The organism is Kitasatospora sp. NPDC053308 (assembly GCF_055585785.1).
The window spans coordinates 229,965-255,043 of record NZ_JBVJJY010000006.1 but is presented as its reverse complement, the minus strand read 5'-3'; the positions used below and the strand labels follow the sequence as shown (position 1 = coordinate 255,043).

Below are 25,079 nucleotides of genomic sequence, written 5' to 3'. Positions count from 1 at the left end.
CACGCCGATCGCGCGCGCCTGTCGACCCCGCTGCCCCACCGGATTCCAAGGGTGCCCCGCCATGGCCAAGTTCCTGCTGAGCCTGCACGTCCTCGCCTCGGTCCTGTTCATAGGCCCGGTCGCGGTGGCCGTCAGCATGTTCCCGCGCCGGGCGAAGGCCGCGCTCGCCGCCGGGCCGGACCAGGCCGCCGACGCGGGCGTGCTGCGCGTCCTGCACCGGATCACCCAGGTCTACGCGCTCCTGGGGGTCGCCGTACCGGTGCTGGGCATCGGCCTGGCCCAGGTGATGGACGTGCTCGGGCAGTCCTGGCTGATCGTCTCGATGGTGCTCACCGCGCTCGCCGCGCTCTCCCTGCTGCTGTTCGTGCTCCCCGGCCAGCAGGCCGCGGTGGACGCGCTCACCCTCGACCCGGCGGACGAGCAGCGCGCCAAGGCCGTCAACGGCCTGCTCCTGCTGCCGATGACGGCCGGGGTGTTCAACCTGCTGTGGGCCGTGGTCGTGGTGCTGATGGTCGTCCGGCCGGGTTCCAGCACCGGCGTCTGATCCCCCGCGCACCCGCGCCGCCCCCGCTCCCGGACGCCCCGCGGTCCCGACGCCCCAGGTCCCGACGCCCCCAGGTCCCGACGCCTCCCGTCCCGACACCGCCGGTCTCCCGCCCCTGACCCCCGAGGCCGCTGACCGGAGGTCCTCCGACCCTCGAGGCCCCCTCCCGCGGACCGGGCTCGTTCGAGTACCGTCCTGGGCCATGACGATCATGGCGGGCATGGGCAGCCCCACCGGAACCGGCGTCGGCCCACTGCTGCGCGGCTGGCGGGAACGACGGCAGCTCAGCCAGCTGCAGCTGGCGCTGCGGGCGGACTCCTCGGCCCGCCACCTCAGCTTCGTCGAGAACGGCCGCTCCCGCCCCAGCCGGGAGCTGGTGCTGCGGCTGGCCGAGCACCTGGACGTCCCGGTGCGCGAGCGCAACACCCTGCTGCTCGCGGCCGGCTACGCCCCGCAGTACCCGGAGACCCCGCTGGACGACCCCTCGATGGACGCGCTGCGCGGCGGCATGGAGCGGCTGCTCGCCGCCCACGACCCCTACCCCGCGATCGTCGTCGACGGGAGCTTCCGGGTGCTGGCGGCCAACCGCTCGATCGGCCTGCTCCTGGACGGCGTCGCCCCGCACCTGCTGGAGGCACCGCTCAACGCGATCCGGGTCACCCTCCACCCGGACGGGCTGGCGCCGCGCATCGTCAACCTGCGGCAGTGGCGGCGCCACCTGCTGGAGCGAATGGAGCACCGGTTGGAGCTGGTCCGCGCCGAACCGCTGCGCCGGCTGTACGAGGAGGTCCGCGGCTACCCGGAGCCGGCCGGCGAACCGGCGGACGGCCCGGCCGACGGTCCGTTGGCGGAGGCCTTCCCGTTCGCGCTGCCGATGCGGATCCGCCATGACGGTCGGGTGCTCTCCTTCCTCTCCACCATCGCGACCTTCAACACGCCGCTGGACGTGACCGTGTCCGAACTGGCCATGGAGACCTTCCTCCCGGCCGACGCGGAGACGGTCCGGTACCTGCAGTCCGCGGTCGGACCGGAGCGTCAGGGCTGAGAACGGCAGATCCTCGGGGCCGACAGCCCGTCAGGCCCGCTGCCGCCGGGAGCGGCCGCTCCGGCGCAAGGCCGTGAACTGTAGGACGGCGAACAGGCCCACGGCCGCGGCCTGCAGCGGGATCCAGACCAACCCGGCGGTGGTCGGCTCCAACCACACCCCCATCGCCACCAGGCTGACCACCACCCAGGCGAGGTTGACGTCGATCACCGCCCGCACGCCGAGCGCCGGCGGCTGCCGGCGGGTCGCCAGCACGCCGACGGCGACGGCGTAGCCGGTCAGCAGCAGCCCGAGGTCGAGCACGGTGGCACGGCCGGCGCCGAGCAGGTCACCGAGCGGGCCGGAGAAGGCCAGGTAGGCCAGGCCGTTGCCGGCGGTGACCAGGGCGTCCAGGGTGAGCGTGCCGCGCACCGTCCGGGGCGAGAAGGCCGAGCCGGGCCGGGCGGGGGTCAGGGCGTTCGCGTGGGCGGACATGGCGGATCGCCTCCTGTCGGGGGTGGGCTCCCGGGGCCGTGGCGGCCTCGCCGGGGTGGCTCCACCCCGGCCCGGCGGCGGGTGTCGATGACCCCGCAGGTAACGAGCCCGCTGCCGCTCAGGGTCCTCCCGGCCAGGGCACCGCTCGGGCACGGCACCACTCGGGCACGGCACCACTCGGGCACGGCACCACTCGGGCACGGCACCGCTCGGGCAGGGCGCTACGCGGACAGGGACGGCTCCCGGTCGGACGCCGCTCGGGCAGGGACGGCTCCCGGAGAGAGCGCCGTCCGGCGCCCGGCCCGGGGCCGCTTCCGGTCAGGACCGCCGGGGTGGCTGCCGGAGCAGCACGCCCGCCCGCTTCACCGCTCGCGCGGTGATGGTGGTCTCGACCCGGGCGGCTCCCAGCGGGCCGAGGGTGTCGGTGAGGAAGCGGTACAGCTCGCCGTGGTCCGCGCAGAACAGCGTGGCCAGCAGGTTGGTCGGGCCGCTGGTGGCGAACACCCCGTGCACCTGCGGGTGCCGGGCCAGCGCCGCACCGACCTCGGCGAGCCGGCCGGGCGGCACGTCCAGCCAGAGGTTGGCGTCCACCGCCATGCCGAGCAGCCGCGGGTCGACGGTGGCGTGGGTGCGCAGCAGTCCCCACTCGTCCAGCCGGTGCAGCCGGCGGCGCACGGTCGACTCGGGCGCGCCCACCGCCGCGGCCAGAACGGCGTGGGACTGCCGGGCGTCCTCGCCCAGCCGCTCCAGCAGCGCGCGGTCGAGGGCGTCCAGCGGCGGGGGCACGGCGGGGCGCGGGACGGCGGGCCGGGCGAGCGCGGCGGCCTCCTCCTCGGTGAGCTGGCCGGCCCGCCACTGCCCGGCGTCGGCGAAGGCGTGCAGCACGGCGTGGGTGGTGGTCTCGGTGACGGCACTGGTCGCGGGCAGCTGACCGTACAGCAGCCGGTCGCGGGCCCCGGCATCGGTCAGCATGACGGCGCCGACCTCGTGGCCGCCGAGCATCACGTCGACGAAGGGCACGTCGGACCGGTCGGCGAGGGCCTGCGCGATGGCGTCCATCCGACCGCTGAGCACCCGGACCCGCAGCAGCAGCGCGCCGACCGCGGCGTCCTCGACGTCGGGCATCCGGACCACCCGCAGCACACCGGCCTGCCGCAGCCGGGTCAGCCGTCGGGTGACGGTGCGGGCGGAGACGCCCAGCACCTCGGCGATCCGGCCGGGCTCGGCCCGACCGTCCACCTGGAGGGCGCAGACCAGGCGGCGGTCGAGCAGGTCCAGCACGGTGTCCGGATCGGCAGCGGCAAGGTCCATGGTGTCCGATTCCCGTCATCTGTGGCTGCTTGAGCGTCCTGTTCGGCAGCACGGACGGTACTCCTTGTCCTGCGCGGCCGGAACGACCGGCCCGGGAGCAGGGATGGAGTCACCGTGACGAACGAGCTGTGGACGTTGGCGCGGGGTGTGGAGGCCGCGGTGCGCGAGGTCGGCGCGAAGCTGGCGGCCCGCCGGTCCACCGAACCCCTCACCGCGCGGACCCCCGAGGACGCCCGGGCCCGGTTCGCCGAGCTGGACGGGCCGGCGGCCGCCGAGCTGCGGGAGCGGCTGACCGCACTCCACCCGCGGGCCGGCTGGGTGCCGGAGGAACTCGACGGTTCGGTGCCCGCGGAGGGCGAGTGGTGGCTCTGCGACGCGACCGACGGAGCGGTGCAGTACCTGCTCGGCCACCCGCACTGGGCCGTCACCGCCGCACTGGTCCGGGACGGCGCCGCGGTGCTGGCCGTGGTGCACGCCCCGGAGCTGGACGGCGGCCGGACCTACCGGGCGGTGCTGGGCGGCGGGGCCGAGCTGGACGGGCGTCCGATCGCCCCGCTGGAGCGGGAGTTGGCGATCACCGTCGCCGCCACCAGCCAGCCGCCGCGGGTCGCCGGGGACCCGGTGGCGCTGCGCCGGGCGGGCGAGTCGCTGTCCGCGATGGCGGGCGCCGTCCTGGCGGTGCGCAACCTCGGCCCGACCGCGCTGCAGGTGGCGCAGGTCGGCTCCGGGCACCTGGCCCTGTTCTGGGAGTACGGGCGGGACGCGGGCAACCTGCTCCCCGGCGCGCTGATCGCGAGCGAGGCGGGCGCGGCGGTGACGGACGCCGCCGGAGCGGCCTGGACGGCCGGCGCCGACAGTTTCCTCGCCGCCGCGCCCGAGCTGCACGCGCGGGCGCGGGAGGTCCTGCGGACGGTCGGCTGAGCTCGCGCGGGCGGTCCGCAGGGCTCGCGCGGGCGGTCGGCTGAGCACACGCGCAGGCCTCGCGCGACGGTCCGCAGGCCCCGCGCGTGGCCTACGGGGCGCCCGCCGAGGGTCAGCTGAGCTTGAACAGGGCGGCCGCGTTGTCGTGGCAGACCGCCCGCAGCCAGTCCTCCCCCAGCCCCAGCCCGGCCAGCGCCTCCAGCTGGTGGACGTACCGGTACGGGATGTTGGGGAAGTCGCTGCCCAGCAGGATCCGGTCCCGCAGCCCGCGCAGGCGCGGCAGGTGCTCGCGCGGGAACGGCGCGTCCACCTCGGCGAAGTCGGTGAACGCGATGGTGGTGTCCAGGCGGACGGCCGGGTACCGCTCGGCCAGGTCCAGGAAGTCGGCGTACTCGGGCATGCCGAGGTGGGCGACCACCAGCACCAGTCCGGGGTGCCGCTCCAGGACCGCCCCGATCGGCCCCGGCCCGGTGAAGCGGCCGGGCACCGGGCCGGAACCGCAGTGGGTGACCACCGGGGTGCCGGTCTCGGCGAGCAGCCGCCAGACCGCGTCCAGCCGCCGGTCCGTCGGGTCGTAGCCGCCGACCTGCAGGTGGGCCTTGAACACCCGGGCGCCGTCCTCGATCGCGCGGGCCACGTACTCGGGCGCCTCGGGCTCGGGGAAGAAGGTGGCGGTGTGCAGGCAGTCCGGGGTGCGGGCGGCGAAGCCGGCGGCCCAGGCGTTCAGCCAGGCGGCCATGCCCGGCTTGTGCGGGTAGAGCATGGACGTGAACGCCCGCACCCCGAACTCCCGCAGCCGCCGGACCCGCCGGTCCTCGGCCTCCCGGTAGGTGATCGGCCACGGCCGGTTCACCAGGGGACCGGCCGCGTCGAAGTACGCCCACACCTTGTCGAGGACGCTCTTCGGCATGAAGTGGGTGTGCACGTCGACCAGCCCCGGAAGGCCCAGGGACGTCCAGAACGCCCGGATCTCCCGCGCCTCTTGACGGTCGGCCGGCGACTGTCCGTCCTCGGGGCCGCTCATGCGGGCACCGGGCGGGCGCGGTCGATGATCGCCCCGGTGTCGATCCCGGTCGGCAGGGTGCCGAAGGCGGCCCCGCGGTCGCCGCCCAGCCGGCCGGCGCAGAACGCGTCGGCCACCGCCGGATCGCCGTACCGGACCAGCAGCGATCCCTGGAAGGCCAGGGCCATCGACTCGACCAGTCGGCGGGTGCGGTACTCCAGGTCGGTCAGGTCGCCGAGTTCCTTGCGGAGCCCGGCGACGGCCGCGTCCAGCCGGCGGTCCGCACCCGCGGCGGCGTCGAGTTCGCCCAGGAAGGCCTCCACGCTCTCCGGGCGCTTGGCCATGGCGCGCAGCGCGTCCAGGGCGGCGACGTTGCCGGAGCCCTCCCAGATCGACACCAGCGGGGCCTCGCGGTAGAGCCGGGGCATCCCGGACTCCTCCACGTAGCCGTTGCCGCCCAGGCACTCCAGCGCCTCGGCGGAGTGTGCCGGACCGCGCTTGCACACCCAGTACTTGGCCACCGCCAGGCCCAACCGCCGTACCAGCGCCTCGTTCTCGTCCCCGGCCAGGGCCAGGTCGGTGGACTGCGCCAGCCGCATCGCGACGGTCGTGGCCGCCTCGGACTCCACCACCAGGTCGGCGAGCACGTTGCGCATCAGCGGCTGGTCGACCAGCGCCTTGCCGAACGCCCGCCGGTGCAGGGCGTGGTGGACGGCCCGGGTGGCGCCGTAGCGCATGCCGGAGGCGGCGCCGATGGTGCAGTCCAGCCGGGTCATGTTGACCATCTCGATGATGGTCGGCACCCCGCGGCCCTCCTCGCCGACGAGCCACCCGACCGCGCCGTCGTACTCCAACTCGGCGGAGGCGTTGGACTTGTTGCCGAGCTTGTCCTTGAGCCGCATCAGGTGCAGCCGGTTGCGGCTGCCGTCCGGGAGGATCCGCGGCAGGACGAAGCAGCTGAGCCCGCCCGGCGCCTGGGCGAGCGTCAGGAAGAGGTCCGACATCGGCGCCGAGGTGAACCACTTGTGGCCGGTGATCCGGTAGCTGCCGTCCGGCTGCGGGGCGGCCGCGGTGGTGTTGGCGCGGACGTCCGAGCCGCCCTGCTTCTCGGTCATCGACATGCCGGCGATCAGCCCGCGCTTGGTGCGCGGCTCGCGCAGCCCGTAGTCGTACTCCTTGGCCGCCAGCAGCGGCTCCAACTCCCCGGCCAGCGCGGGGTTCGCGCGCAGCGCCGGGACGGCGGCGTAGGTCATCGAGATCGGGCAGGTGTGGCCGGCCTCCACCTGGCCCCAGACGAAGAACTTGGCGGCGCGGGCGGTGTGGGCGCCGGGCCGCTCGTCCCGCCAGGGCGCGGCGTGCAGGCCGTGGGCGACGGCGGTGCGCATCAGCTCGTGCCAGTACGGGTGGAACTCGACCTCGTCGATCCGGTGGCCGAAGCGGTCGTGGGTGCGCAGCACCGGCGGGTTCTCGTTGGCCAGCCGCCCCCATTCGGCGGCCTGCTCGGAGCCCGCCAGCCGGCCCAGCTCGCGCAGTTCGGGCTCCGCCCAGCCCGCGCCGGCCCGCTCCACGGCGGCGAGCAGGGCGGGGTCGGCGGCGGTGTCGTGTCCGTACGGCAGGGGCACCTGGTTGGTGACCTCATGCGTCGCTGTCATCGCGTCCTCCCAGGGCACGCAGGGTGAAGGAGACCAGGGCGGGGACCACCTCGGCGGTGGCCTCCCGGGAATCGGTGGGGCCGGAGGGGCCGGAGGGGCCGCCCTGCGCTGATGGCGGGGCGGGGGCGGAGGGGCCGGAGGGGCCGCCCTGCGCTGGTGGCGGTGCGGGGGCGGAGGGCACGGCGGGCTCCGCGCCCACGCCGGGCCCAGCAGCCACGGCGGGCACGGCGGGTTCCGCAACGGCGGGGGAGGCGGCGGACTCGCCGGCGAGCGGGCCGGCCAGCGCCTCGCCGACCGCGCCGACCAGGGCCGCGGCGGTCAGCACCGGGTCCTGCTCGGGCAGTTCGCCACTCGCCACCGCCGCGGCGATCTCGGCGGCGATCACGTCCCGGAACGCCCGCCGGAACACCAGGCGCTCACCGTCCACCACCGCGTCGGCCGGTTCGACCAGCAGCGCGTACGCCAGCCGGGGCGCGCGCAGGGCGCGGGCGGCGAAGGTCTCGACCACGGCGGCGATCCGATCGCGCGGGGTGTCCCGGCGGGCGACGGCCGCGTTGACCGCGTCGATCTCGCGGGTGACCACCCGGCGGAACAGCTGCACCGACAGTTCGGCCTTGTTGGCGAAGTGCTGGTAGAGGCTGCCGGTGGCGATCCCGGCGCGGTCCGCCACCGCGGCCATCGTGCAGCCGCCGTAGCCGCGCTCGGCGAGCAGGCCGACCGCGGACTGCAGCACGGCCTCGCGCTGGGCGTCCAGGCGGGCTTGTACGGCGGGCGTGCGTCGGTAGGCCATGGGAAGCATTGAAGCACTGATTCAGCGCTTCGGGGAGAGGGCCCGCGCGCCTCGGACGCTCCCTGCCGAACGGGCGGAGGCCGCCCCGGGCAGCGGGGCGGCCTCCTGTTCACGGGGCCCGGTCCGACCGGGCGGCGCGACGGGCTCAGAGCGGCCGGCGCTCCTGCTCCAGCCGCTGGCCCTCCACGTCCAGCGGGCCGAAGGCGGGGGTCGCCCGCGGCGACTCGGCCAGCGAACGGGCAGCGGCCTGGTCGCCCAGACCGGCCCACTCCAGCACCTTGGCGGTGGCCTCCGCCGACTGCGCGGCGGGCAGCTTGCCGATGTTGGAGCCGTGGTTGCCGCCGGGCACGGTGTAGACGTAGCTGTCCTCACTGCCCCGGCCGAGCCGGAACGGCTTGGCACCCCACGGATCGTTGCCGCCGTAGACGTACATGATCCGCTCGCCCTCGCGCTTCACCCAGCGGTCGATGTCGGGCATCGCGTACGGGTTGAAGACGGTGGGGATCTCCTTCGGCACGTAGCTGCGGGGCGCGTAGAGCTCCAGGTAGTCGTAGTGCAGCAGGTCCTTCAGGTGCGAGACGTCGAAGAACGGCGCGCCCAGCTCGGTGGCGGCCTGGTAGTAGTACGCGGTGTACTTCGCCAGAGACTGGTCGCTGTTGCCGGTGATGCCCGACTGCGCGTCGAACCAGGCGTAGAGTTCGTCGTCGGTCGCGGTGGCGGCCACCGGGACCTTGGCGCAGTCCGACTCCAGGCTGTACTGCCAGAAGGCCCAGACCACGTCCAGCACGCCCGCCTCGTACGCCCGGTCCGGGGTGCCCAGGGTGGTGAAGGTGGACCCGGCCGCCTTGTTGTCCGCGACGTAGCGGGCCTCCAGGCGGTCCCGCCGCACCAGCAGCTCGCGCTGGGCGGCGTTCAGCCGGTCCCGGCACTCGGCGGTGCCGACGGTCTGGAAGAACCGGGTGTACGCCGCGTAGTCGGTGACGTCGGTGTTGTTCGGCGCGACGTACGCGATCGTGCCGGCCACGTCGTCCGGGTAGAAGCGGCGGTAGTAGGTCGAGGACATGCCGCCCTTGCTGGCACCGGTGGACAGCCACTCCTGCTGGTAGATCCGCTTCAGCGCGGTCACCAGCTTGTGCGAGTCGGCGGCCTGCTGGCGGATGCCGGCCTTGGACCAGTCGGCCGGTTCGGGCCGCGAGGGGGTGAAGTAGCGGTACTCGATGGACACCTGGTTGCCGTCCACCAGCCGGGTCGGCTCGGTGCGGGACGGGTTGGTGCCCAGGGTATAGCCGTTGGTGTAGAAGACCGTCGGGCGGTCGTAGCCGCGGTGCAGCACGCTGAAACGCTGCTGGAAAGTGCCCAGCCACGGGCGGAAGTGGTCGATCGGCTGGGTGTAGGTGGCGAGGAAGTAGCGGTGGTCGGCGTCGGTCGGCTTCTCCTCGGTGATGGTCACCCCGGGGATCGCCGCCAGCCGGGTCTTGATGTCGGCGTTCGGGTCGTCGGCGGGGCTCCGGCCGTGGGCCGCCCCGGCCTCCCCCGCCACGCCGGCGCCCCGGCCGTCGGCGGCCAGCGCCGGGGCGGCCAGGCCGCCGAACGCGAGCAGCGGTATCAGCAGGGTGGAAACCAGCAGCCTTCTCAGCGTGGTGGTCATCAACTCTCCATCTGGTCAACGGACATGACTGCCGCCTCGTGGGCACAACTCTGCGGTGCGGGTGATGCCACGGCCGCCCGGCGGACGGCCGAATGGGCCATCCGCCGTCGGCGGATGGCCCATCGGGGTCAAGGTGCTGGTCATCGGGGTTCGCGCGGTCCTGTGGGGTGCGGTGGTGGCTCGGAGTGCGGTGTGTCGGCCGGGGTGCGGTGGTCGGCCGGGTTGCAGTGGCTCGGAGTGCGGTGGCGGCGCGGGGTGTGGTGGCCGGCTCGGGGGTGCCTACGGGCGCGGCAGGACGCAGCCGGGGAGGGTGAGGTCGAACCGGTTTCCGGCGGCGAAGCAGGCCGGGATCCCGTACGTCTCCTGCGCGTAGCCGATGCCCTGGCGCACCGTCACGACGCCGTTCTGGTCGACCTCGCAGGGGTTGTCCAGGGTGCAGCGCTCGCCGTTCTCATTGGTCGTGTTGTTGACGGCGACCACCTGGCCGGACGAGGCGTCGACCACCGGGGAGCCGGAGGTGCCGCCGATCACGTCACAGGCCGACGTGTAGCGGACCGAGTCCTTGAAGGTCCAGTCGGCTTCCTTCAGGCGGTAGGCGAAGCCGTCGACCGAGCAGGAGTAGATCTTCTTCCAGTACCCGGAGACGACCCGGATCGAGGTGCCCTGGACGGGGTGGGTGGCGGCCACGGTCAACGGGGCGATCCCGTACCGGGACTGGATCGAGGAGTAGCTGGTGTTCAGCTGGTAGATCGACACGTCGGTGTCGGTCATCGCGCCGTAGACCACCTTGGTCGCGCGCAGTGTGGCGAGACGGCCGCCGGTGGCGCTGAGCAGGGTGAACGTCCTGCTGGACGGCTGGTTCAGGACCACCTGGCCGGGGCCCGGCATGCCACTCTCCAGGCAGTGGCCGTTGGAGAGGACCAGCGCCGGGTCGCTCGCGGCGGAGCCGGGCATCCGCACCAGCGAGCCGGAGCAGTTGCTGAGCGCGACCGCTCCGGCGAGGGTGACGGCGGCTTGGACGGTGCCGCCGGTGGTGGCCGGGGTCGCGGTCTGGATCGCGGCCGTGGGGGCGGCCGTGGGGGCGGCCTGGACCGGGGACGCGCCGGCGAGGGTGGTGGCCCCGGCGGCCAGGAGCGTGGCGAGCATTCCTATGAGCGGCTTCTTCATGAGAGACCTCTCGATGTGGGGGTCCACCAAAGCTGTCGCGGACATGACCCACTGTCAAGAGTCACCGCAGGGCCGAGGGAGCCTCGCGATCGCATTGGCCGGTTACCACCCCCACGGCGCCCCGGCGCGCGGTCAACTCCCTTGCCAGTGCCTCCGCCCCAGGCTGATCAGACGCAACTGCAGCCGCGCCGTGGCGGCGATCCGCTGCTCCCGGGCCGGGTCGGTCTCCAGCGCCTCCAGGAAGGCGGAGGCCGTCGACACCATGTGGTCGACGTACAACTCGGCGAGCATCCGCAGGTCCCGTTCGCTCCACCCGTCCGACACCGGCTGCAGGGCGAGCGCGGCACCCACCTCGGCGGCGAAACGGTCGAGCTCGGCGTCGATCGCCTCGCGCACCCGCCGGACCCCGCCGTGCCGCTCGCGGGCCAGGAAGCGGACGTGCGGCCGGTGCTCGCGGACGTGCCGCTCGATCACGTCCACCGCGCGGTCGATCAGCTCCTCCGCACCGCCGGCCTCGGTGAGCACGGAACGGATCATCACGTGCAGGCTGGCCAGCGACTCCTCCACCAGCGCGACACCGAGACCGGCCAGGTCCGGGAAGTGTCGGTAGAACGCGGCCGGAGAGAGCCCGGCCTCGCGGGTGACCTCGCGAACCCCCAGGCTCGCCAGGTTCTGATCGGCCAGCAGGTGCAGACCCGCGTCCAGCAACGCCCGCCGACTCTGCTGCTTCTGGGCCTGTCTGGCCCCTACGGTGTGACTCACGCCATTCAGTAAACATTCGTTTGCCGAACTTGGCCAGCCCGAGTAGAGTGCTGTCGAAGTCAGTGAACAGTTGTCAACCGAAATCGGCGCACCCACAGCCGCAGTCGAAGGAGTCAGTCGTGATCCTGTTCTCCGCCCTCGTCGCCATGGCCGTCCTGATCGGTACCGCCGCCCACACCTCGTTCCCGGTCTTCCTCGCCGCCTCCGCCGCCATCACCGCCTGGCTGCTCGCCTTCGGCGCCCGCGAGGGCATCGCCCGCCTGCGCCGCCGCTGAGCCGCACACTCCGTCCGGCCGCACACTCCGCCCGAGCTGCGCACTCCGCCGACCCTCGAACTCCGCGGACCGCACCCGCGTCCACTCACCGAGAGGACTCGTACAGCCATGAGCACCGTCACCACCCATCAGGGCACCGCCGGTCAGGGGAGCACCCGTCAGGGCGCCGCCCGCCGCGAGACCGCCGAGGCCGACAACCTGGCCATCGCCTCCTTCCTGCTCGGCCTCCCGGGCCTGCTGCTCTTCAACATCGTCCTGGGCCCGATCGCCATCACCCTCGCCACCCTCGCCCTCGTCCGCGGCACCAGCCGCCGCGGCCGCGCCGCCCTCGGTCTGGTGCTCGGCGTCACCTCGCTGGTGATCCTCGCCGTCACCACCGCCACCTCGCACGGCGTGCTGATGGACTTCCGGTCCTGAGCCGCACCCGGTCCTCGACCGGGCACGCAGGGTCCGCCTCCCGACCGCCTTCGGCCGCCCCCACCCCCTCGAACGTCGAACGCCTGATCCCGTCAACCCGCCCCGCTGCCACGGCCCGCCACGTAGGGTGGCCCCATCGGCCGGGCGACCCCAGGGGGCAGGAGTGACTACGGACAACCGCAGCGACGCACGGCCGGCGCGGCCCGCCCCGACCGGTGGCCGGCTGCTCGCCGTGAGCGATCTGCACATCTCCTACCAGGAGAACCGCGACCTGGTGGAGAAGATCCAGCCCACCCACCCCGACGACTGGCTGCTCGTCGCCGGTGACGTCGCCGAGCACGCCACCAGCATCGAGTGGGCCCTGGGCCTGCTCGCCGAGCGCTTCGCCCGCGTGGTGTGGGTGCCCGGCAACCACGAGCTCTGGACGCACCCCGAGGACCCGCTCCAGCTGCGCGGCGTGGCCCGCTACGAGCACCTGGTCGAACGGTGCCGCGAACTCGGCGTCCTGACGCCCGAGGACCCCTACCCGGTCTGGGAGGGCCCGGACGGCCCGGTCCGCATCGTCCCGCTCTTCCTCCTCTACGACTACTCCTTCCGTGCGCCCGGTACGACCACCAAGGAGGAGTCCCTGGCGGTCGCCTACGAGAGCGGCATCGTCTGCGCGGACGAGCGGATGCTCCACCCCGACCCGTTCCCGGACCGCGACTCCTGGTGCCGCGAGCGCGTCCGGCTGACCGAGGAGCGGCTGGCGGCCTGTGACCCGGACGTCCCGCTGGTCTTCGTCAACCACTACCCGCTGGTCCGCCACCCCACCGAGGTCCTCTGGTACCCCGAGTTCGCCCAGTGGTGCGGCACCGAGTTGACCGCCGACTGGCACCGCCGCTACAACACCGCGGCGATGATCTACGGCCACCTGCACATCCCGCGCCGCACCCGCTACGACGGCGTGCCCTTCGAGGAGGTCTCGCTGGGCTACCCGCGCGAGTGGCGCAAGCGCGGCTTGCCGAACCCACTGCTGCGCGAGGTGTTCCCGCAGGCCGCGAACTGACTCCCTTCTCCTTCTCCGCCTGGTCGTCCTCCCTCCTTCCCCGCTGACTGCTGACCTGCCGACCCGACCCGGGCCCACCTGGGCCCACCTGCGCCCACCCGACCCGGGCGTGACGTGGTCTGGCACGGCATGGCCGGGCGTGACGTGGTCTGGCCTGGTCTGGCCGCTACTCCGCCGCGATCGCCCGCAGCACGTCCAGCCGCGCCGCCCGCCCCGCCGGGCGCAGGCCGGCCACCGCGCCCGCCAGCAGTCCGGCCGCCAGGACCACGGCCAGCTGCACGGGCGGTATCGCGAACGATCCCGTCCCGGCGCTGTCCGAGGCCCGCACCAGGGCCCAGCCGAGGAAGGCCCCGAGACCCAGCCCGCCGACCGTCCCGAACGCCGCGACCAGCACCGACTCCCAGCGGACCATGCCGCGCAGCTGAGCCCTGGTCTGGCCGACGGCCCGGAGCAGCCCCAGTTCCCTGGTCCGCTCGTGGACGGCCAGCGTCAGCGTGTTGGCGATGCCCAGCAGTGCGATCAGCACCGCCAGTGCCAGCAGCGCGTAGACCTCCGAGAGCATCATGTCGACGCCGGAGGCGGCGCTCTTCGAGTACTCGGCGCGGTCCTGGACCTGGGGGCTCCCGAACGGGACCAGCGCCTTCTCCACCGCCGCCTTGCCCGCGGCCGGTGAGACACCGACGCGCAGCCCGACCGCGACCATGGTGTCGGCGTCCTGCCCCCGGTGCGGCGCCCAGGCCTGCCTGGTCATCAGGTAGTCCCCCGCCAGCCCACCGCCCCCGTAGAGCGCGCGGATGGTGAACGGACCGCTCGCCCCGTCCGTGAAGGCCACGGTGACGGTCTGTCCGAGCCGCCAGCCGTGCTGCTGCGCCTCGCTGCGGGAGACCGCCAGTCCGTCCGTGCCGAGCGCGTCCAGCCTCCCGTCGATCCGGCCGAGGTCGACGATCCCGGGCAGCCGGGCCGGGTCGGTGACGTCCAGCGTCCGCCCGTGTCCGTCGATCCGGGCGACGCCCCGGCCGAGTCCGACGGTCTGCCGCACCTCGGGCAGGCCGGCCAGGGCGTCCGCCACCTTGGGGCTGATCCCGCTGCCACCGGCCCCGAACGAGGCGGTGGTGACGGCGAGATCGCCCGCGAAGGACGTGCTCACGGTGTCGTCCAGGGTGGCCTTGATCGACGCGCCGAAGACGGTGAACAGGGTGACCACGGCGACCCCGATCATCAGCGCGCTCGCCGTGGCCGCCGTCCGGCGCGGGTTGCGGGCCGCGTTGCGCCGGGCCAGCACCCCGGAGACCCCGCGCAGCGTGGGCAGCGGCGCACCGAGCGTCCGCACCGCGAAGACGGCGGCGACCGGCCCGAGCACCACCGTGCCGGCGAGCACCGCCAGCGCCCCCACCGCCGTGAGCAGGACGGACGGGCCGACGGTCGCGCCGAGGACGGCCACCGGGACGCCCCCGGCCAGCAGCAGTCCGCCGAGCGCCACCCGGACGGTGCCCGCACGCCCCCGCGCCGCCAGGTCGACGGCGGTCTCCCGCAGGGCCGCCAGCGGCGCCGTCCGCCCGGCGCGGACGGCCGGCAGCAGCGCCGAGCCGACCGCGACCAGCGTCCCGACCGACAGCGGCAGCAGGACGGCGGCCGCGCTGATCACCATGCCGCCGGTCGGCAGGGCGAAGCCGAGCACCGAGAACAGCGCCTTGAGCCCGGCGGCCACCCCGATCCCGCCGAGCAGCCCGCCGAGTGAGGCGATCAGGCCCACCGCGAGCGCCTCGGCCAGTGTCGCCCCCAGCACCTGCCCGCGCACCGCGCCGAGCGCCCGCAGCAGCGCGTTCTCCCGGCTGCGCTGGGCGACCACGATGGCGAAGGTGTTGTGGATGGTGAACGTCGCCACCAGCAGCGCGATCCCGGCGAAGACCAGGAGCAGCGTGGTGAACATGGTGAGGAACCGCCCGGACAGCAGCTGGGTGGACTCCTGGGTGGCCGCCGTCCCGGTGATCGCCTGGACGCCGCCCGGCAGCTGCGGCGCGATCCGGTCCACCAGCTCCCGCTGGGAGACCCCGGCCGTCGCCCGGACCTGGATCGAACTGGCCTGCCCCTCGCCCTTGGGCGTGAGGTGGCGCTCGGCGTCCGCGAAGGTCATCGCGGTGAAGGTGCTCGGCCCCATGCCGTCCGCGCTCGCCCCGAAGGTGGCGATGCCGACCACGGTGACCGGCACCGGATCGGGGGTGCGCAGCACCGTGGTCGAGCCGAGGTGCAGCCCGCCCGCCTTCGCCGCGCCCCGGTTCACCACCACCTCGCCCGGGGCGGCCGGCGCCCGGCCCTCGGCCAGCCGGTACGGGTTGAGCCGGCCGTCTGCGAGCCAGTTGCCCGCCAGGGTGGGCGGCCCCTGACCGCCGATCGGTTTGCCGTCGCCGCCGATGAGTTGGCCCGCGCCCTGGACGGACGGCTCCGCGGCCGCAACTCCGGGGATCGCGCGCAAGCGGTCGGCGAGCGCCGCCTCCACCGGCGCCCGCACCCCGCCGGCGGTGCCCGGGGAGTCCAGCACGTCGGCGCTGCGGACCACCACGTCGGTGCCCGCGTTGGCGTCGGCGAACAGGGTGTCGAAGTTGGCCCGCAGGGTGTCGCCGAGCACCATCGTGCCGGTCAGGAAGCTCACCCCGAGCAGGATGGACAGCAAGGTCCCGGCCAGCCGGCGCTTGTGGGCGCGCAGCGAGCGCAGGCTGAGCCGGAGGGTGGCGGACGTCATGACCGCCCCCGTTCGAAGGCCTTCATCCGGTCCAGCACCAGCCCGGGGCCGGGCCGGTCCATCCGGTCGACCAGCCGGCCGTCGGCGAGGAAGAGCACCTCGTCGGCCCAGCCGGCGGCCGTCGGGTCATGGGTGACCATGACCACCGCCTGCCCCATCTCGTCCACCGAGCGGCGCAGCAGGCCCAGTACCTCGCCACCGCTGCGGGAGTCGAGGTTGCCGGTGGGCTCGTCGGCGAAGACCACCTGGGGCCGGCCGGCCAGCGCCCGGGCGACGGCGACCCGCTGCTGCTGGCCGCCGGAGAGCTCGCTCGGGCGGTGCCCCAGCCGGTCGCCGAGGCCGACGACGTCGATCAGCGTCTCCAGCCAGGCCTGGTCGGGGACGGCTCCGGCCAGGTCGAGCGGAAGGGTGATGTTCTCCCGGACGGTGAGCGTGGGCACCAGGTTGAACGCCTGGAACACGAAGCCGACCCGCTCCCGGCGCAGCAGGGTGAGCCTCCGATCGCTCAGCGGACCGAGCTCGGTGTCGCCGATCCAGGCGCGGCCCGCGGTGAGCGTGTCCAGCCCCGCGGCGCAGTGCATCAGGGTGGACTTGCCCGAGCCGGAGGGCCCCATGATCGCGGTGAACCGCCCGGCGGGGAACTCCACCGTGACGTGGTCCAGCGCCCGGACCTCGGTGCGGCCGACGCCGTGGACCTTCACGGCGTCGGCGACCCGCGCGGCGGTGCCGCGCACGACGTCGAGGGTGGTCACGCGGCGCCACCTCCCCGGGCGTCGTCCCGGTGCGGCTCGCTGAGCACGGCCCGCTTGGCGCGGTACTCCTCGGCGTCGATGTCGCCCTCCGCGTAGCGGCGGCCCAGGACGGCCAGCGGGTGCTCCGCGGCGGATCCGGCCCCGTAGCCGTACCCGAAGCCGCAGCCGCGGCGGCGCCAGACCGTCCGGCGCAGGGCCAGGATCACCAGGAACACCACGGTGATCCAGATCAGGGGGACCAGCAGGATCCACGGCCCGGGGCCGTGCCAGTCGGCCAGCTGCGTGTAAATGGTGGGTCATCTCCTCGGCGGTGGGCCTCCAGACCCCGGGTGGTTCCCGAGGTGACCAGAGCGTCCCGCCGAGAGGTCTCATCACGCGTCCTCCCAGCAGCGGCAGTTGGGGTACTCCCGGGAGAGTACGGGCGGCCCGCGACACGCCGGGCCGGAAGTAGGCACCCACCTCCGGACCGGAGACAGACGCCCCACGGCCGGAAGCAGCCGCACCCGGGCCCGGTCCCCCGAAGCGGGCAACACGAGTCGGCCGACGCGAGCCGGGCAGCACGCACCGGGCAGCGCGAGCCGGACAGCACGGCAGCAGGTACCCACCGACGCGAGCCGGCCAACACGGCCCGGACCCCGCCCTCCCTCAGCCCAGCCAGCCCGGCCGCACCAGCCCCGACTCGTAGGCCAGCACCACCAGTTGCGCCCGGTCCCGCGCGCCGAGCTTCACCATCGCCCGGCTGACGTGCGTCTTCGCCGTCAGCGGGCTGACCACCAGCCGCCGGGCGATCTCCTCGTTCGTCAGCCCCATCCCGACCAGCGCCAGCACCTCGCGCTCCCGCTCGGTCAGCACCGAGATGTCCGGGAGCCCCTCCGACGCCGCCTCGGGCGCCTTGGAACGGGCGGCGAACTCGCCGATCAGCCGTCTGGTCACCCCCGGCGAGAGCAGCGCGTCCCCGGCGACCGCGACCCGGACGGCCCGCAGCAGGTCGGCCGGTTCGGTGTCCTTGACCAGGAAGCCCGACGCCCCCGAGCGCAGCGCCTCGAAGACGTACTCGTCCAGCTCGAAGGTGGTCAGCACGACCACCCGTACGGAGGACAGCGCGGGGTCCTGGGCGATCCTCCTGGTCGCCTCCAGGCCGTCCATCCGCGGCATCCGGATGTCCATCAGCACGACGTCCGGCACGAGTTCGCGGGCGAGCTGCAGCGCCGCCTCCCCGTCGTCCGCCTCGCCGACCACCGTGAGGTCGTCCTGCAGGTCCAGCAGGGCCCGGAAGCCCGCCCTGACCAGCAGTTGGTCATCCGCCAGCAGTACCCGGATCACTCGCTCCCCGCCTTCGCCGTCGGCAGCTCCGCCCGGACCCGGAAGCCGCCGCCGGGCACCGGCCCCGCCGTGATGGTGCCACCGGACGCGGCCGCCCGCTCCCGCATCCCGACCAGCCCGCTGCCCGAACCGCCCGCGTCCCCGAGCACGGCCGGCCCCGGGTCCTCGACCCGGACCACCAGCAGGGCCGGGTCCGTCCAGTCCAGCACCACGACCGCCTGCCGGGCCACCGAGTGCCGGACGACGTTGGTGAGCGCCTCCTGGACGATCCGGAAGGCGGTGAGGTCGACGGTGGTGGGCAGCGCGCGGCGCTCGCCGCGCTCCAGCACCTCGACCTCCAGCCCCACCCGGTCGGCCTGCTCGGTGAGTTCGTCCAGCCGGTCCAGCCCGGGGGCAGGCCCGCGCGGGGCCGCCCCGGGTCCGCGCAGCGTCGCCAGCACCTGGCGGACCTCGCCGAGCGCCTCCTTGCTGGTCGACTTGATGGTGACCAGCGCGGTGCGGGCCTCCTCCGGCCTCCGGTCGAGCAGGGCCAGCGCCACCCCCGCCTGGATGTTGATCAGCGACAGGCTGTGCGCCAGGATGTCGTGCAACTCCCGGGCCATCTTGAGCCGTTCCTCGTTGGCCCGGCGCTCCTCCAGCTGCTGCCGGTAGGCCCGGTGGGCGGCCATCCGCTCGCGCCGGAAGCGGACGATCTCGGCACCGGCCATGACCAGCGCCAGCCAGGCCAGCAGCCCGAGTTCCGCCTGCCAGGCGACGCCGCGCGAGGGCGCCCGCTGCCAGCTCTCCGGCAGCACGAAGGTCACCAGCACGTGCACCAGGTACACCCCGGCCAGACCGGCCCAGGCCGCCCGCCGGTGCCCGGAGCCGATCGCCACGCCGCAGGCGATCAGCCAGCTCAGGAACACCGGCCCGTACGGGTACCCGGCGGCCAGGTAGGCCGCGGTCGCCAGCGAGGTGCCGGCCACCACCGCGATCGGCCGGCGCCTGCGCAGCACCAGCAGGGCCGGCCCGAGCAGCAGCAGCACGTAGCCGAAGGCGTCCAGCGGGGCCCGCCCCGGCTGGGTGTGCGCGGCGAAGGTCGAGCCGACCACCTGGACGACCGCGACGGCCGCCGCCAGCCCCACCGGCAAGCCGGCCCCCACCCACGGCGGGCGCCACGGCTCGGGCGGCTCGGGCGGCTCGGACGGCTCGCGCCGCGCCGACGGGCCGGGCCGCACCGACGGGCCAGGCCGCACCGACGGCTCCGACGGCTCCGACGGTTCCGACGGCTCCGGTGACGGGGACATGGGCGGCATCATGCCCGAAACGCTAGACCCGCGTTCCGCCCCGGCGCGTCCTCCACCAGTGGCGTTCGGGCGTACTCCCGCTGGAGTACGCCCGCCCCGACCCGAACTAGGCCGCCCCGGCCCCAAGGACGCCCCACCCGAGGGACGCCCGAGACCGACCGGAGCACGCCCGCCCCGCCCCGGGCCCCACTCCCGTCAACTCCCCGCAGCGGCGTCCCGCGCCTTCTCCTCCGCCTCCTCGAAGGTCGCCGAGGCCTCCGGCCGCGCCAGCGTCACCACCAGCTCGCCGTCGCTGACGTCCGCGATCAGCGTGTCCCCCTCCCGTACGGACCCGTCCAGCAGCAGGTTGGAGATCCGGTTGTCCAACTCGGACTGGATCGTCCGGCGCAACGGCCGGGCCCCGAACTCCGGCTGGTAGCCGCGGTTGACCAGGTACTCCTTGGCCGCCTCGGTGACCTCCAGCCGGACGTCCTGCGCCCGCAGCCGACGCCGACTGCGCTCCAGCAGCAGGTCCACCACCGACAGCAGGTCCTTCCGGGTGAGCCCGTGGAAGACGATCACCTCGTCGATCCGGTTGAGGAACTCCGGCCGGAACTGCTGCCGCAGGTCGCGCATCAGCTCGTCCCGCAGGGCCTGGTCGGGAACCCCGCTCCGGGCGTCCATGCTCCCCGCGCGGTCCAGGATCCGCTGCGAGCCGATGTTGCTGGTCATGATCACCACGGTGTTGCGGAAGTCGACCGTACGCCCCTGGGAGTCGGTGAGCCGCCCGTCGTCCAGCACCTGGAGCAGCAGGTTGAAGACGTCCGGGTGCGCCTTCTCCACCTCGTCGAAGAGCAGCACGCTGTACGGCTTGCGGCGCACCGCCTCGGTCAGCTGCCCGGCCTCGTCGTAGCCGACGTACCCGGGCGGGGAGCCGACCAGCCGGGAGACGGTGTGCCTCTCCTGGAACTCGCTCATGTCGAAGCGGATCATCCGGTCCGGGTCGCCGAACAGCAGCGCCGCCAGGGCCTTCGCCAGCTCGGTCTTGCCGACGCCGGTCGGCCCGAGGAAGAGGAACGAGCCGGTCGGCCGCTCCGGATCGCCCATCCCGGCCCGGCCGCGGCGCACCGCCTGGGCGACGGCGGTGACCGCCTCGTCCTGGCCGATCACCTTCTCGTGCAGGTGGTCCTCCAGCTTGAGCAGCCGTTCCTTCTCGGTCGCGTTCAGTTCCGCGACCGGGATCCCGGTGCGGGAGGACAGCACCTGCGCGATGTCGTCGGCCGTCACCTCGACGACCTCCTCGCGGGACTCGGCGATCGCCGCCAGCTCGTCCTCGGTCCGCCGCAGCTCGGTCTTCAGGTTGGCGGCCCGGACGAACTCCTCGTCCGCGACGGCCTCCTCCAGCTCCCGCTTCAGCTTGGTGATCCGGTCCTGCACCCCGGTCGCCTCGGTGGAGCCGCTCAGGCTGCGCAGCCGCACCCGCGCGCCGGCCTGGTCCAACAGGTCGATCGCCTTGTCCGGCAGGAAGCGGTCGCTGACGTAGCGGTCCGAGAGCGCCGCCGCCGCGTCCAGCGCCTCGTCGGTGAACCGCACCTGGTGGTGCGCCTCGTAGGCGTCCCGCAGGCCCTGCAGGATCTCGACGGTCTCCGCGACGCTCGGCTCGGGCACCAGCACCGGCTGGAAGCGGCGCTCCAGCGCGGCGTCCTTCTCCACGTGCCGGCGGTACTCGTCCAGCGTCGTCGCGCCCACCACGCTCAACTCACCGCGCGCCAGCGCCGGCTTGAGGATGTTGCCGGCGTCCATCGACCCCTCGCCGCCACCGCCCGCGCCGACCACGGTGTGCAGCTCGTCCAGGAAGAGGATCACGCTCTTCTCGGCCGCCGTGACCTCGTCGATCACGCTCTTCAGCCGCTCCTCGAACTCGCCCCGGTACTTGGAGCCGGCCACCAGTGCGGTCAGGTCGAGGGCGACCACCCGCTTGTCCTTGAGGCTCTGCGGCACGTCCCCGGAGACGATCCGCTGCGCCAGGCCCTCGACGATCGCGGTCTTGCCGACGCCCGGCTCACCGATCAGCACCGGGTTGTTCTTGGTCCTGCGGGAGAGGATCTCGACGGTCTGCTCGATCTCCTCGGCCCGCCCGACCACCGGGTCCAGCCGGCCCGAACGCGCCTCCTCGGTGAGGTCGCGCCCGTATTCGTCCAAGGTCGGCGTCTCGCTCGGGTGCCCGCCCGCGCCGCCGCGCTCGCCGCCCGTGCCACGCCCCTCCAGCACCGACTTCAACGCCTCCTGCGAGGGCGCCGCGTTGCGCATCGCCACCGCCCCGCCCGAACGCTCCTGGTCCAGCAACGCGCCGAGGATGTGCTCCGGGCCGATGTACGAGGCGCCGGCCTCCTGCGAGCGGGCGTGCGCGGCGAGCAGGGCGCGCTTGGCCGAGGGGGTCAGCGCCGGCTGGCCGTCCACCGCGTCGGGACTGCCGGACGGCAGGGCCTGCTCCAGGTCTCCGGACAGCCGGTCCGGATCGATCCCCGCCCGCTCCAGCATCCGCCGTGACGGCTCCACCCGGGTGGCCGCCCAAGCCAGGTGGGCGGTGTCGAGGTCGCTGGATCCGTCCTCGGACGCGCGCCGCGCCGCCAGCGCGAGCAGCTCCTGCGAGGACTCGCTGAGCAACCGCCCGATCGGCACCCGCTGAACGGCGGGAGGAGAGGCCATCGGGCTCATTCCGAAGAACCGGCTGAGCAGATCGGAGAACGGATCGCTCGATCCGAACGGGGGCATGGTCACGGCGGTTCACCTCTCCCAAGCGGTTTGCAGCCACACAAACACAGGCCGCACCACCCCGCCTGTCGAGCCCGGCCGCATTCCGCCGGTGAACCGGTGGACCGGTCAACCCGTGAACCGGTCCAGCAGCACACCACCGCTGTACGTCACCGCCATCGCCAGCAGCCCGCCCGCGACGTTGCGCGCCACCGCCCGCGCCGGCCCCGCCCCGCCCAACCGGGCGCTCGCCCAGCCCGACAGGGTGAGCGCGGCCACCACCGACACCACCGTCACCGCCAGCCGCCACGACTCCGGCGGCAGCAGCACCGCCAGCAGCGGCACCAACGCGCCCAGCGTGAACGCGGCGGCGCTGGCCAGAGCGGCCTCCCACGGATTCGTCAACGCCTCGGGGTCGATGCCGAGTTCGGTCTGCGCGTGGGCCCCGAGCGCGTCCCGCTCGGTCAGCGCCACCGCCACGTCCCGGGCCAGGTCGTCCGTCAGCCCGCTGCCCCGGTAGTAGTCGGTGAGTTCGTCGAGCTCCCCCTCCGGGTCCTCCGCGAGTTCCCGCCGCTCCTTCGCCAACGCGGCCCGCTCGGTGTCCCGTTGGGTGCTGACCGACACGTACTCCCCCGCCGCCATCGACATCGCCCCGGCCAACAGCCCGGCCACCCCCGCCGCCAGCAACGCGGTCCGCGAACCGCTCGCCCCCGCCACCCCGGTCACGATGCCCGCCGTCGACACCACCCCGTCGTTGGCCCCCAGCACCGCCGCCCGCAACCAGTTCAGCCGCGCCGACAACTCCGCCCGCGACTCCCCGACCTGCTCAGCCATCCGTCCACCGCCCTCAGGCATCCACACTCACGGGTTCCTCCCGATCCTCACCTACCCCCCACGCCCCCGCCAACCCGGCACCCCGCCCGTCGTCGGCGAACAGGCTCCGCTCCGGCACCCACGCCGGCGCCCCTGCTCCCTCCCCCAGCTCCGCCGCCCGTTCCGACCGGGGGCGGCCCGCAGGCGCCCGGACCACCACGGACCAACGGGCATGATCGTGCGGGAGGTTTTCAGGAGATGAGAGCCGCCGAACATCCCCGGAAACGACCGAGGGCCGGTCCGGGAGACGCATCTCCCGGACCGGCCCTCGGTTCAGCTGTGGGCGCGGACGGTTTCGAACCGCCGACATCTGCTTTGTAAGAGCAGCGCTCTACCGCTGAGCTACGCGCCCCCGTGCGTGGCCCGGTGGGCGCACGACGAGTGCCTAGGGTACCTGGTCCCGGGGGGTGGTGGGGGCCGGGCGCGGGACGGGAGGGGTGGGAGGGGGTGACGGGCCGGCGGGGTGATCGGGGAGAATGGGGGCGGATCAGCGGGTCGGAGCAGGGAGCGCGCAGTGACGGGTGCCGGCGGGAGCGGGCGGGGGCGGCGTCGGGCGGGGAGTGCGCTGGCGGACGCGCTGGTGCTGCCCGTGGTGCTGGCGGGTGCGCTGGGCGCGGTCGGCCTGGCGTCGGCCGGGAACGGTGGCTGGTGGGGTCGGCGCGGCGGTGGTGAGGGCGTACGGGCGGGGGCCAGGGAGGCCAGGGCCGCGGCGCAGGAGGCGTTCTACGAGCTGGAGGAGACCCAGCGCGAGGTGCAGCTCGCGCTGGAGACCGTCCGGGCGGCCGAGGACGGGCCGACGGCGCAGCGGGCGCTGGCCGACCTGGCGGCGATCTCCGGACGGGTCGACCAGGTCACCGTGAACTACCTGAGCGCGCTGGACGCCCACAACCTGGACAGCGAGGCCCTGGACGTCGGGGCGGCCGCGCAGGCCAAGCACCGGCTGGAGGACGTGAAGGGCCAGCTCGGCTCCGCGCGCGCCGAGTTGAACGACTTCCTGCGCCGGCTGCAGCCGACGGTCGAGCATGCCGAGCAGCAGCTGATGCGCGTCACCCCGGCGGTCGAGCAGGCCAAGCGCGCGCTGCTCACGGCCTCCAACGCGCTGGACGAGGCGCGCGGCGCCGGCCTGCGGGCGGACGACCTGGCGGCCCGGCTGGCCGAGCTGGCGCCGGAGCTCGGCCGGCTGAACGAGGGGCCGGCCCGGCACGGGGTGGCCGCCACCCTGCAGCGTGCCGAGGACGTGAAGCAGCGCGCCGAGGCGATCGCCGCCGATGCCGGGCAGCTGCCGGAGCGGGCACGGGAGATCGACCGGCGGGTGGCGAGCCTGCGGACCAGGATCCAGGCGCTGGAGACCAAGGCCGCGACGGTCGAGCCCGCCCTCAGCGAGCTGCGCCGCCGGTTCAGCACCGCCTGCTGGCAGGACCTGCAGCGGGTGCCGGACCAGGTCGCCGAGACCGGGCGCGCCGCCGAGCGCAAGCTCGCCGAGGCCGCCCGGGCCCGGGACGAGCAGCGCTGGGCGGACGCCACCGCAGCGATCGGTACGGTCCGCGCGTTGCTGGAGACCGCGGACGGCTCGGTGGCGGTGGTGAACGACCGGCTGCGGCAGCTGAACGAGGTGCAGCACGACCCCCACCGGGAGATCGAGCGCACCCGCTTCGCGATCCGGGACGCGCAGCGGCTGGCGATGGCCGGGCGCAGCGCGCCGGACCCGCGGCACGCCGCCCCGCTGGACGAGGCGGTGGCCCGGCTGGACCGCGCGGTCGCCACCCTGGAGGCGGCGGGCCGGCACCCCGACTACTGGGCCTTCCTCACCGAGCTGGCGGCGGTACGGGAGACGGCGGCGCGGGTGATCGGGCTGATCCGCGGCGACCTGGGCGGCCACCGATAGGGACGGCCACCGATAGGGCGGGCAACCGAGAGGAACGACCACCGATGGGGACGACCAGCGCCAGGGGCGGCCAGCGCCGGCCCAGGTGACCGCAAGGAACGGCCACCGCGAAGACCGCCACCACGAGGAACAGCCCCCAGCAGTCGGGAGGGCGGGCGCCCGGACGGGCCCGCTCGGTACCCTGCGGGTATGCCACGCTACGACTTCCGCTGCCGTTCCTGCGGCGCCACTTTCGAGCTCCGCCGCCCGATGGCGCAGGCCAACGACCCCGCCGTCTGCCCGCAGGGCCACGAGGACACCGTGAAGCTGCTGTCCACCGTCGCCGTCACCGGCGCGACCGCCGCCTCCCGGCCGAGCCCGGCCGCCGGGGGCGGGGGTGGAGGCGGCTGCTGCGGCGGCGGTTGCTGCGGCTGATCCCGACCGACCCCGC

Annotated in this window: 23 protein-coding genes and 1 tRNA gene; 8 read left to right on the top strand and 16 right to left on the bottom strand. The window is 74.4% G+C overall.

The genetic code is table 11. The features are described 5' to 3' along the window. Nucleotides 1-61 precede the first annotated feature (61 nt). Both ACZ6Y7_RS16595 and ACZ6Y7_RS16590 read left to right on the top strand, forming a co-directional pair. Nucleotides 62-544, top strand: coding sequence for a DUF2269 family protein (locus ACZ6Y7_RS16595; RefSeq protein WP_465758584.1), 483 nt, complete (start codon nt 62-64; stop codon nt 542-544). 202 nt (nt 545-746) lie between these two features. Further along, on the top strand, nt 747-1,589 hold the full coding sequence (locus ACZ6Y7_RS16590; protein WP_465758583.1) for a helix-turn-helix domain-containing protein: 843 nt from the start codon (nt 747-749) through the stop codon (nt 1,587-1,589). A gap of 30 nt (nt 1,590-1,619) precedes the next feature. On the opposite strand, the gene ACZ6Y7_RS16585 is transcribed toward ACZ6Y7_RS16590, so the two are convergent. Continuing rightward, nucleotides 1,620-2,063: a hypothetical protein gene (locus ACZ6Y7_RS16585; protein WP_465758582.1), complete on the bottom strand. Its 444-nt coding sequence runs from the start codon at nt 2,061-2,063 to the stop codon at nt 1,620-1,622. 318 nt (nt 2,064-2,381) lie between these two features. Continuing rightward, a complete protein-coding gene (locus ACZ6Y7_RS16580; protein ID WP_465758581.1) occupies nt 2,382-3,374 on the bottom strand; it encodes an Lrp/AsnC family transcriptional regulator in 993 nt (330 codons plus the stop codon). A gap of 114 nt (nt 3,375-3,488) precedes the next feature. Between ACZ6Y7_RS16580 and ACZ6Y7_RS16575 the strand changes: the two genes are divergently transcribed. Further along, on the top strand, nt 3,489-4,295 hold the full coding sequence (locus ACZ6Y7_RS16575; RefSeq protein ID WP_465758580.1) for an inositol monophosphatase family protein: 807 nt from the start codon (nt 3,489-3,491) through the stop codon (nt 4,293-4,295). Nucleotides 4,296-4,407: 112 nt separating this feature from the next. Here the strand turns inward: ACZ6Y7_RS16575 and ACZ6Y7_RS16570 are convergent, their stop codons facing one another. The 6 genes from ACZ6Y7_RS16570 to ACZ6Y7_RS16545 all read right to left on the bottom strand — a co-directional run bounded on the left by ACZ6Y7_RS16570 (nt 4,408) and on the right by ACZ6Y7_RS16545 (nt 11,317). Continuing rightward, nucleotides 4,408-5,319 carry an amidohydrolase family protein gene (locus ACZ6Y7_RS16570; RefSeq protein WP_465758579.1) on the bottom strand — a complete coding sequence of 304 codons (912 nt, stop codon included), beginning with the start codon at nt 5,317-5,319 and terminating at the stop codon, nt 4,408-4,410. Next, complete coding sequence (locus tag ACZ6Y7_RS16565) at nt 5,316-6,950, bottom strand: acyl-CoA dehydrogenase family protein (RefSeq protein WP_465758578.1); 1,635 nt, start codon at nt 6,948-6,950, stop codon at nt 5,316-5,318. Before ACZ6Y7_RS16565 ends, ACZ6Y7_RS16570 begins: the two co-directional genes overlap by 4 nt. Next, complete coding sequence (locus tag ACZ6Y7_RS16560; protein ID WP_465758577.1) at nt 6,934-7,740, bottom strand: TetR/AcrR family transcriptional regulator; 807 nt, start codon at nt 7,738-7,740, stop codon at nt 6,934-6,936. The genes ACZ6Y7_RS16565 and ACZ6Y7_RS16560 overlap by 17 nt, the downstream gene beginning before the upstream one ends. 145 nt (nt 7,741-7,885) lie before the next feature. Beyond that, the gene (locus ACZ6Y7_RS16555) at nt 7,886-9,388 is read right to left on the bottom strand and encodes a S28 family serine protease (RefSeq protein ID WP_465758576.1); all 1,503 of its coding nucleotides are present in this window, start codon (nt 9,386-9,388) and stop codon (nt 7,886-7,888) included. A 279-nt stretch (nt 9,389-9,667) separates the two neighbouring features. After that, nucleotides 9,668-10,555, bottom strand: coding sequence for a S1 family peptidase (locus ACZ6Y7_RS16550; RefSeq protein WP_465758575.1), 888 nt, complete (start codon nt 10,553-10,555; stop codon nt 9,668-9,670). A 132-nt stretch (nt 10,556-10,687) separates the two neighbouring features. Beyond that, the gene (locus ACZ6Y7_RS16545) at nt 10,688-11,317 is read right to left on the bottom strand and encodes a TetR family transcriptional regulator (protein ID WP_465758574.1); all 630 of its coding nucleotides are present in this window, start codon (nt 11,315-11,317) and stop codon (nt 10,688-10,690) included. 119 nt (nt 11,318-11,436) lie between these two features. Here ACZ6Y7_RS16545 and ACZ6Y7_RS16540 point away from each other — a divergent pair, with 119 nt between their 5' ends. The 3 genes from ACZ6Y7_RS16540 (at nt 11,437) to ACZ6Y7_RS16530 (ending at nt 13,057) form a co-directional block, all read left to right on the top strand. After that, complete coding sequence (locus tag ACZ6Y7_RS16540) at nt 11,437-11,592, top strand: hypothetical protein (RefSeq protein ID WP_465758573.1); 156 nt, start codon at nt 11,437-11,439, stop codon at nt 11,590-11,592. Nucleotides 11,593-11,700: 108 nt separating this feature from the next. Next, entirely contained in the window at nt 11,701-12,009 is a 309-nt protein-coding gene (locus ACZ6Y7_RS16535) for a DUF4190 domain-containing protein (RefSeq protein WP_465758572.1), read from the top strand. Between the two features lie 163 nt (nt 12,010-12,172). Continuing rightward, nucleotides 12,173-13,057, top strand: a complete 885-nt coding sequence (locus ACZ6Y7_RS16530) for a metallophosphoesterase family protein (protein WP_465758571.1) — start codon at nt 12,173-12,175, stop codon at nt 13,055-13,057. 166 nt (nt 13,058-13,223) lie between these two features. Here ACZ6Y7_RS16530 and ACZ6Y7_RS16525 read toward each other — a convergent pair whose 3' ends face one another. From ACZ6Y7_RS16525 to ACZ6Y7_RS16490, 8 genes are all read right to left on the bottom strand, one after another. Beyond that, nucleotides 13,224-15,797, bottom strand: coding sequence for an FtsX-like permease family protein (locus tag ACZ6Y7_RS16525; protein WP_465758570.1), 2,574 nt, complete (start codon nt 15,795-15,797; stop codon nt 13,224-13,226). Beyond that, nucleotides 15,794-16,549, bottom strand: a complete 756-nt coding sequence (locus tag ACZ6Y7_RS16520; RefSeq protein WP_465758569.1) for an ABC transporter ATP-binding protein — start codon at nt 16,547-16,549, stop codon at nt 15,794-15,796. Before ACZ6Y7_RS16520 ends, ACZ6Y7_RS16525 begins: the two co-directional genes overlap by 4 nt. Further along, the gene (locus tag ACZ6Y7_RS16515) at nt 16,546-16,764 is read right to left on the bottom strand and encodes an SHOCT domain-containing protein (RefSeq protein ID WP_465758568.1); all 219 of its coding nucleotides are present in this window, start codon (nt 16,762-16,764) and stop codon (nt 16,546-16,548) included. Before ACZ6Y7_RS16515 ends, ACZ6Y7_RS16520 begins: the two co-directional genes overlap by 4 nt. Nucleotides 16,765-17,194: 430 nt before the next feature. Next, nucleotides 17,195-17,872, bottom strand: coding sequence for a response regulator (locus ACZ6Y7_RS16510; protein WP_465758567.1), 678 nt, complete (start codon nt 17,870-17,872; stop codon nt 17,195-17,197). After that, nucleotides 17,869-18,996, bottom strand: coding sequence for a sensor histidine kinase (locus ACZ6Y7_RS16505; protein WP_465758789.1), 1,128 nt, complete (start codon nt 18,994-18,996; stop codon nt 17,869-17,871). The genes ACZ6Y7_RS16510 and ACZ6Y7_RS16505 overlap by 4 nt, the downstream gene beginning before the upstream one ends. A gap of 357 nt (nt 18,997-19,353) precedes the next feature. After that, complete coding sequence (locus ACZ6Y7_RS16500; RefSeq protein ID WP_465758788.1) at nt 19,354-21,912, bottom strand: ATP-dependent Clp protease ATP-binding subunit; 2,559 nt, start codon at nt 21,910-21,912, stop codon at nt 19,354-19,356. Nucleotides 21,913-22,020: 108 nt separating this feature from the next. Beyond that, a complete protein-coding gene (locus tag ACZ6Y7_RS16495; protein ID WP_465758566.1) occupies nt 22,021-22,725 on the bottom strand; it encodes a VIT1/CCC1 transporter family protein in 705 nt (234 codons plus the stop codon). A gap of 319 nt (nt 22,726-23,044) precedes the next feature. Next, a tRNA-Val gene (locus tag ACZ6Y7_RS16490) sits at nt 23,045-23,116 on the bottom strand. Nucleotides 23,117-23,278: 162 nt separating this feature from the next. Between ACZ6Y7_RS16490 and ACZ6Y7_RS16485 the strand changes: the two genes are divergently transcribed. Next, nucleotides 23,279-24,649 carry a coiled-coil domain-containing protein gene (locus ACZ6Y7_RS16485; protein ID WP_465758565.1) on the top strand — a complete coding sequence of 457 codons (1,371 nt, stop codon included), beginning with the start codon at nt 23,279-23,281 and terminating at the stop codon, nt 24,647-24,649. A 189-nt stretch (nt 24,650-24,838) separates the two neighbouring features. Further along, nucleotides 24,839-25,063: an FmdB family zinc ribbon protein gene (locus ACZ6Y7_RS16480; protein ID WP_465758564.1), complete on the top strand. Its 225-nt coding sequence runs from the start codon at nt 24,839-24,841 to the stop codon at nt 25,061-25,063. Nucleotides 25,064-25,079 lie beyond the last annotated feature (16 nt).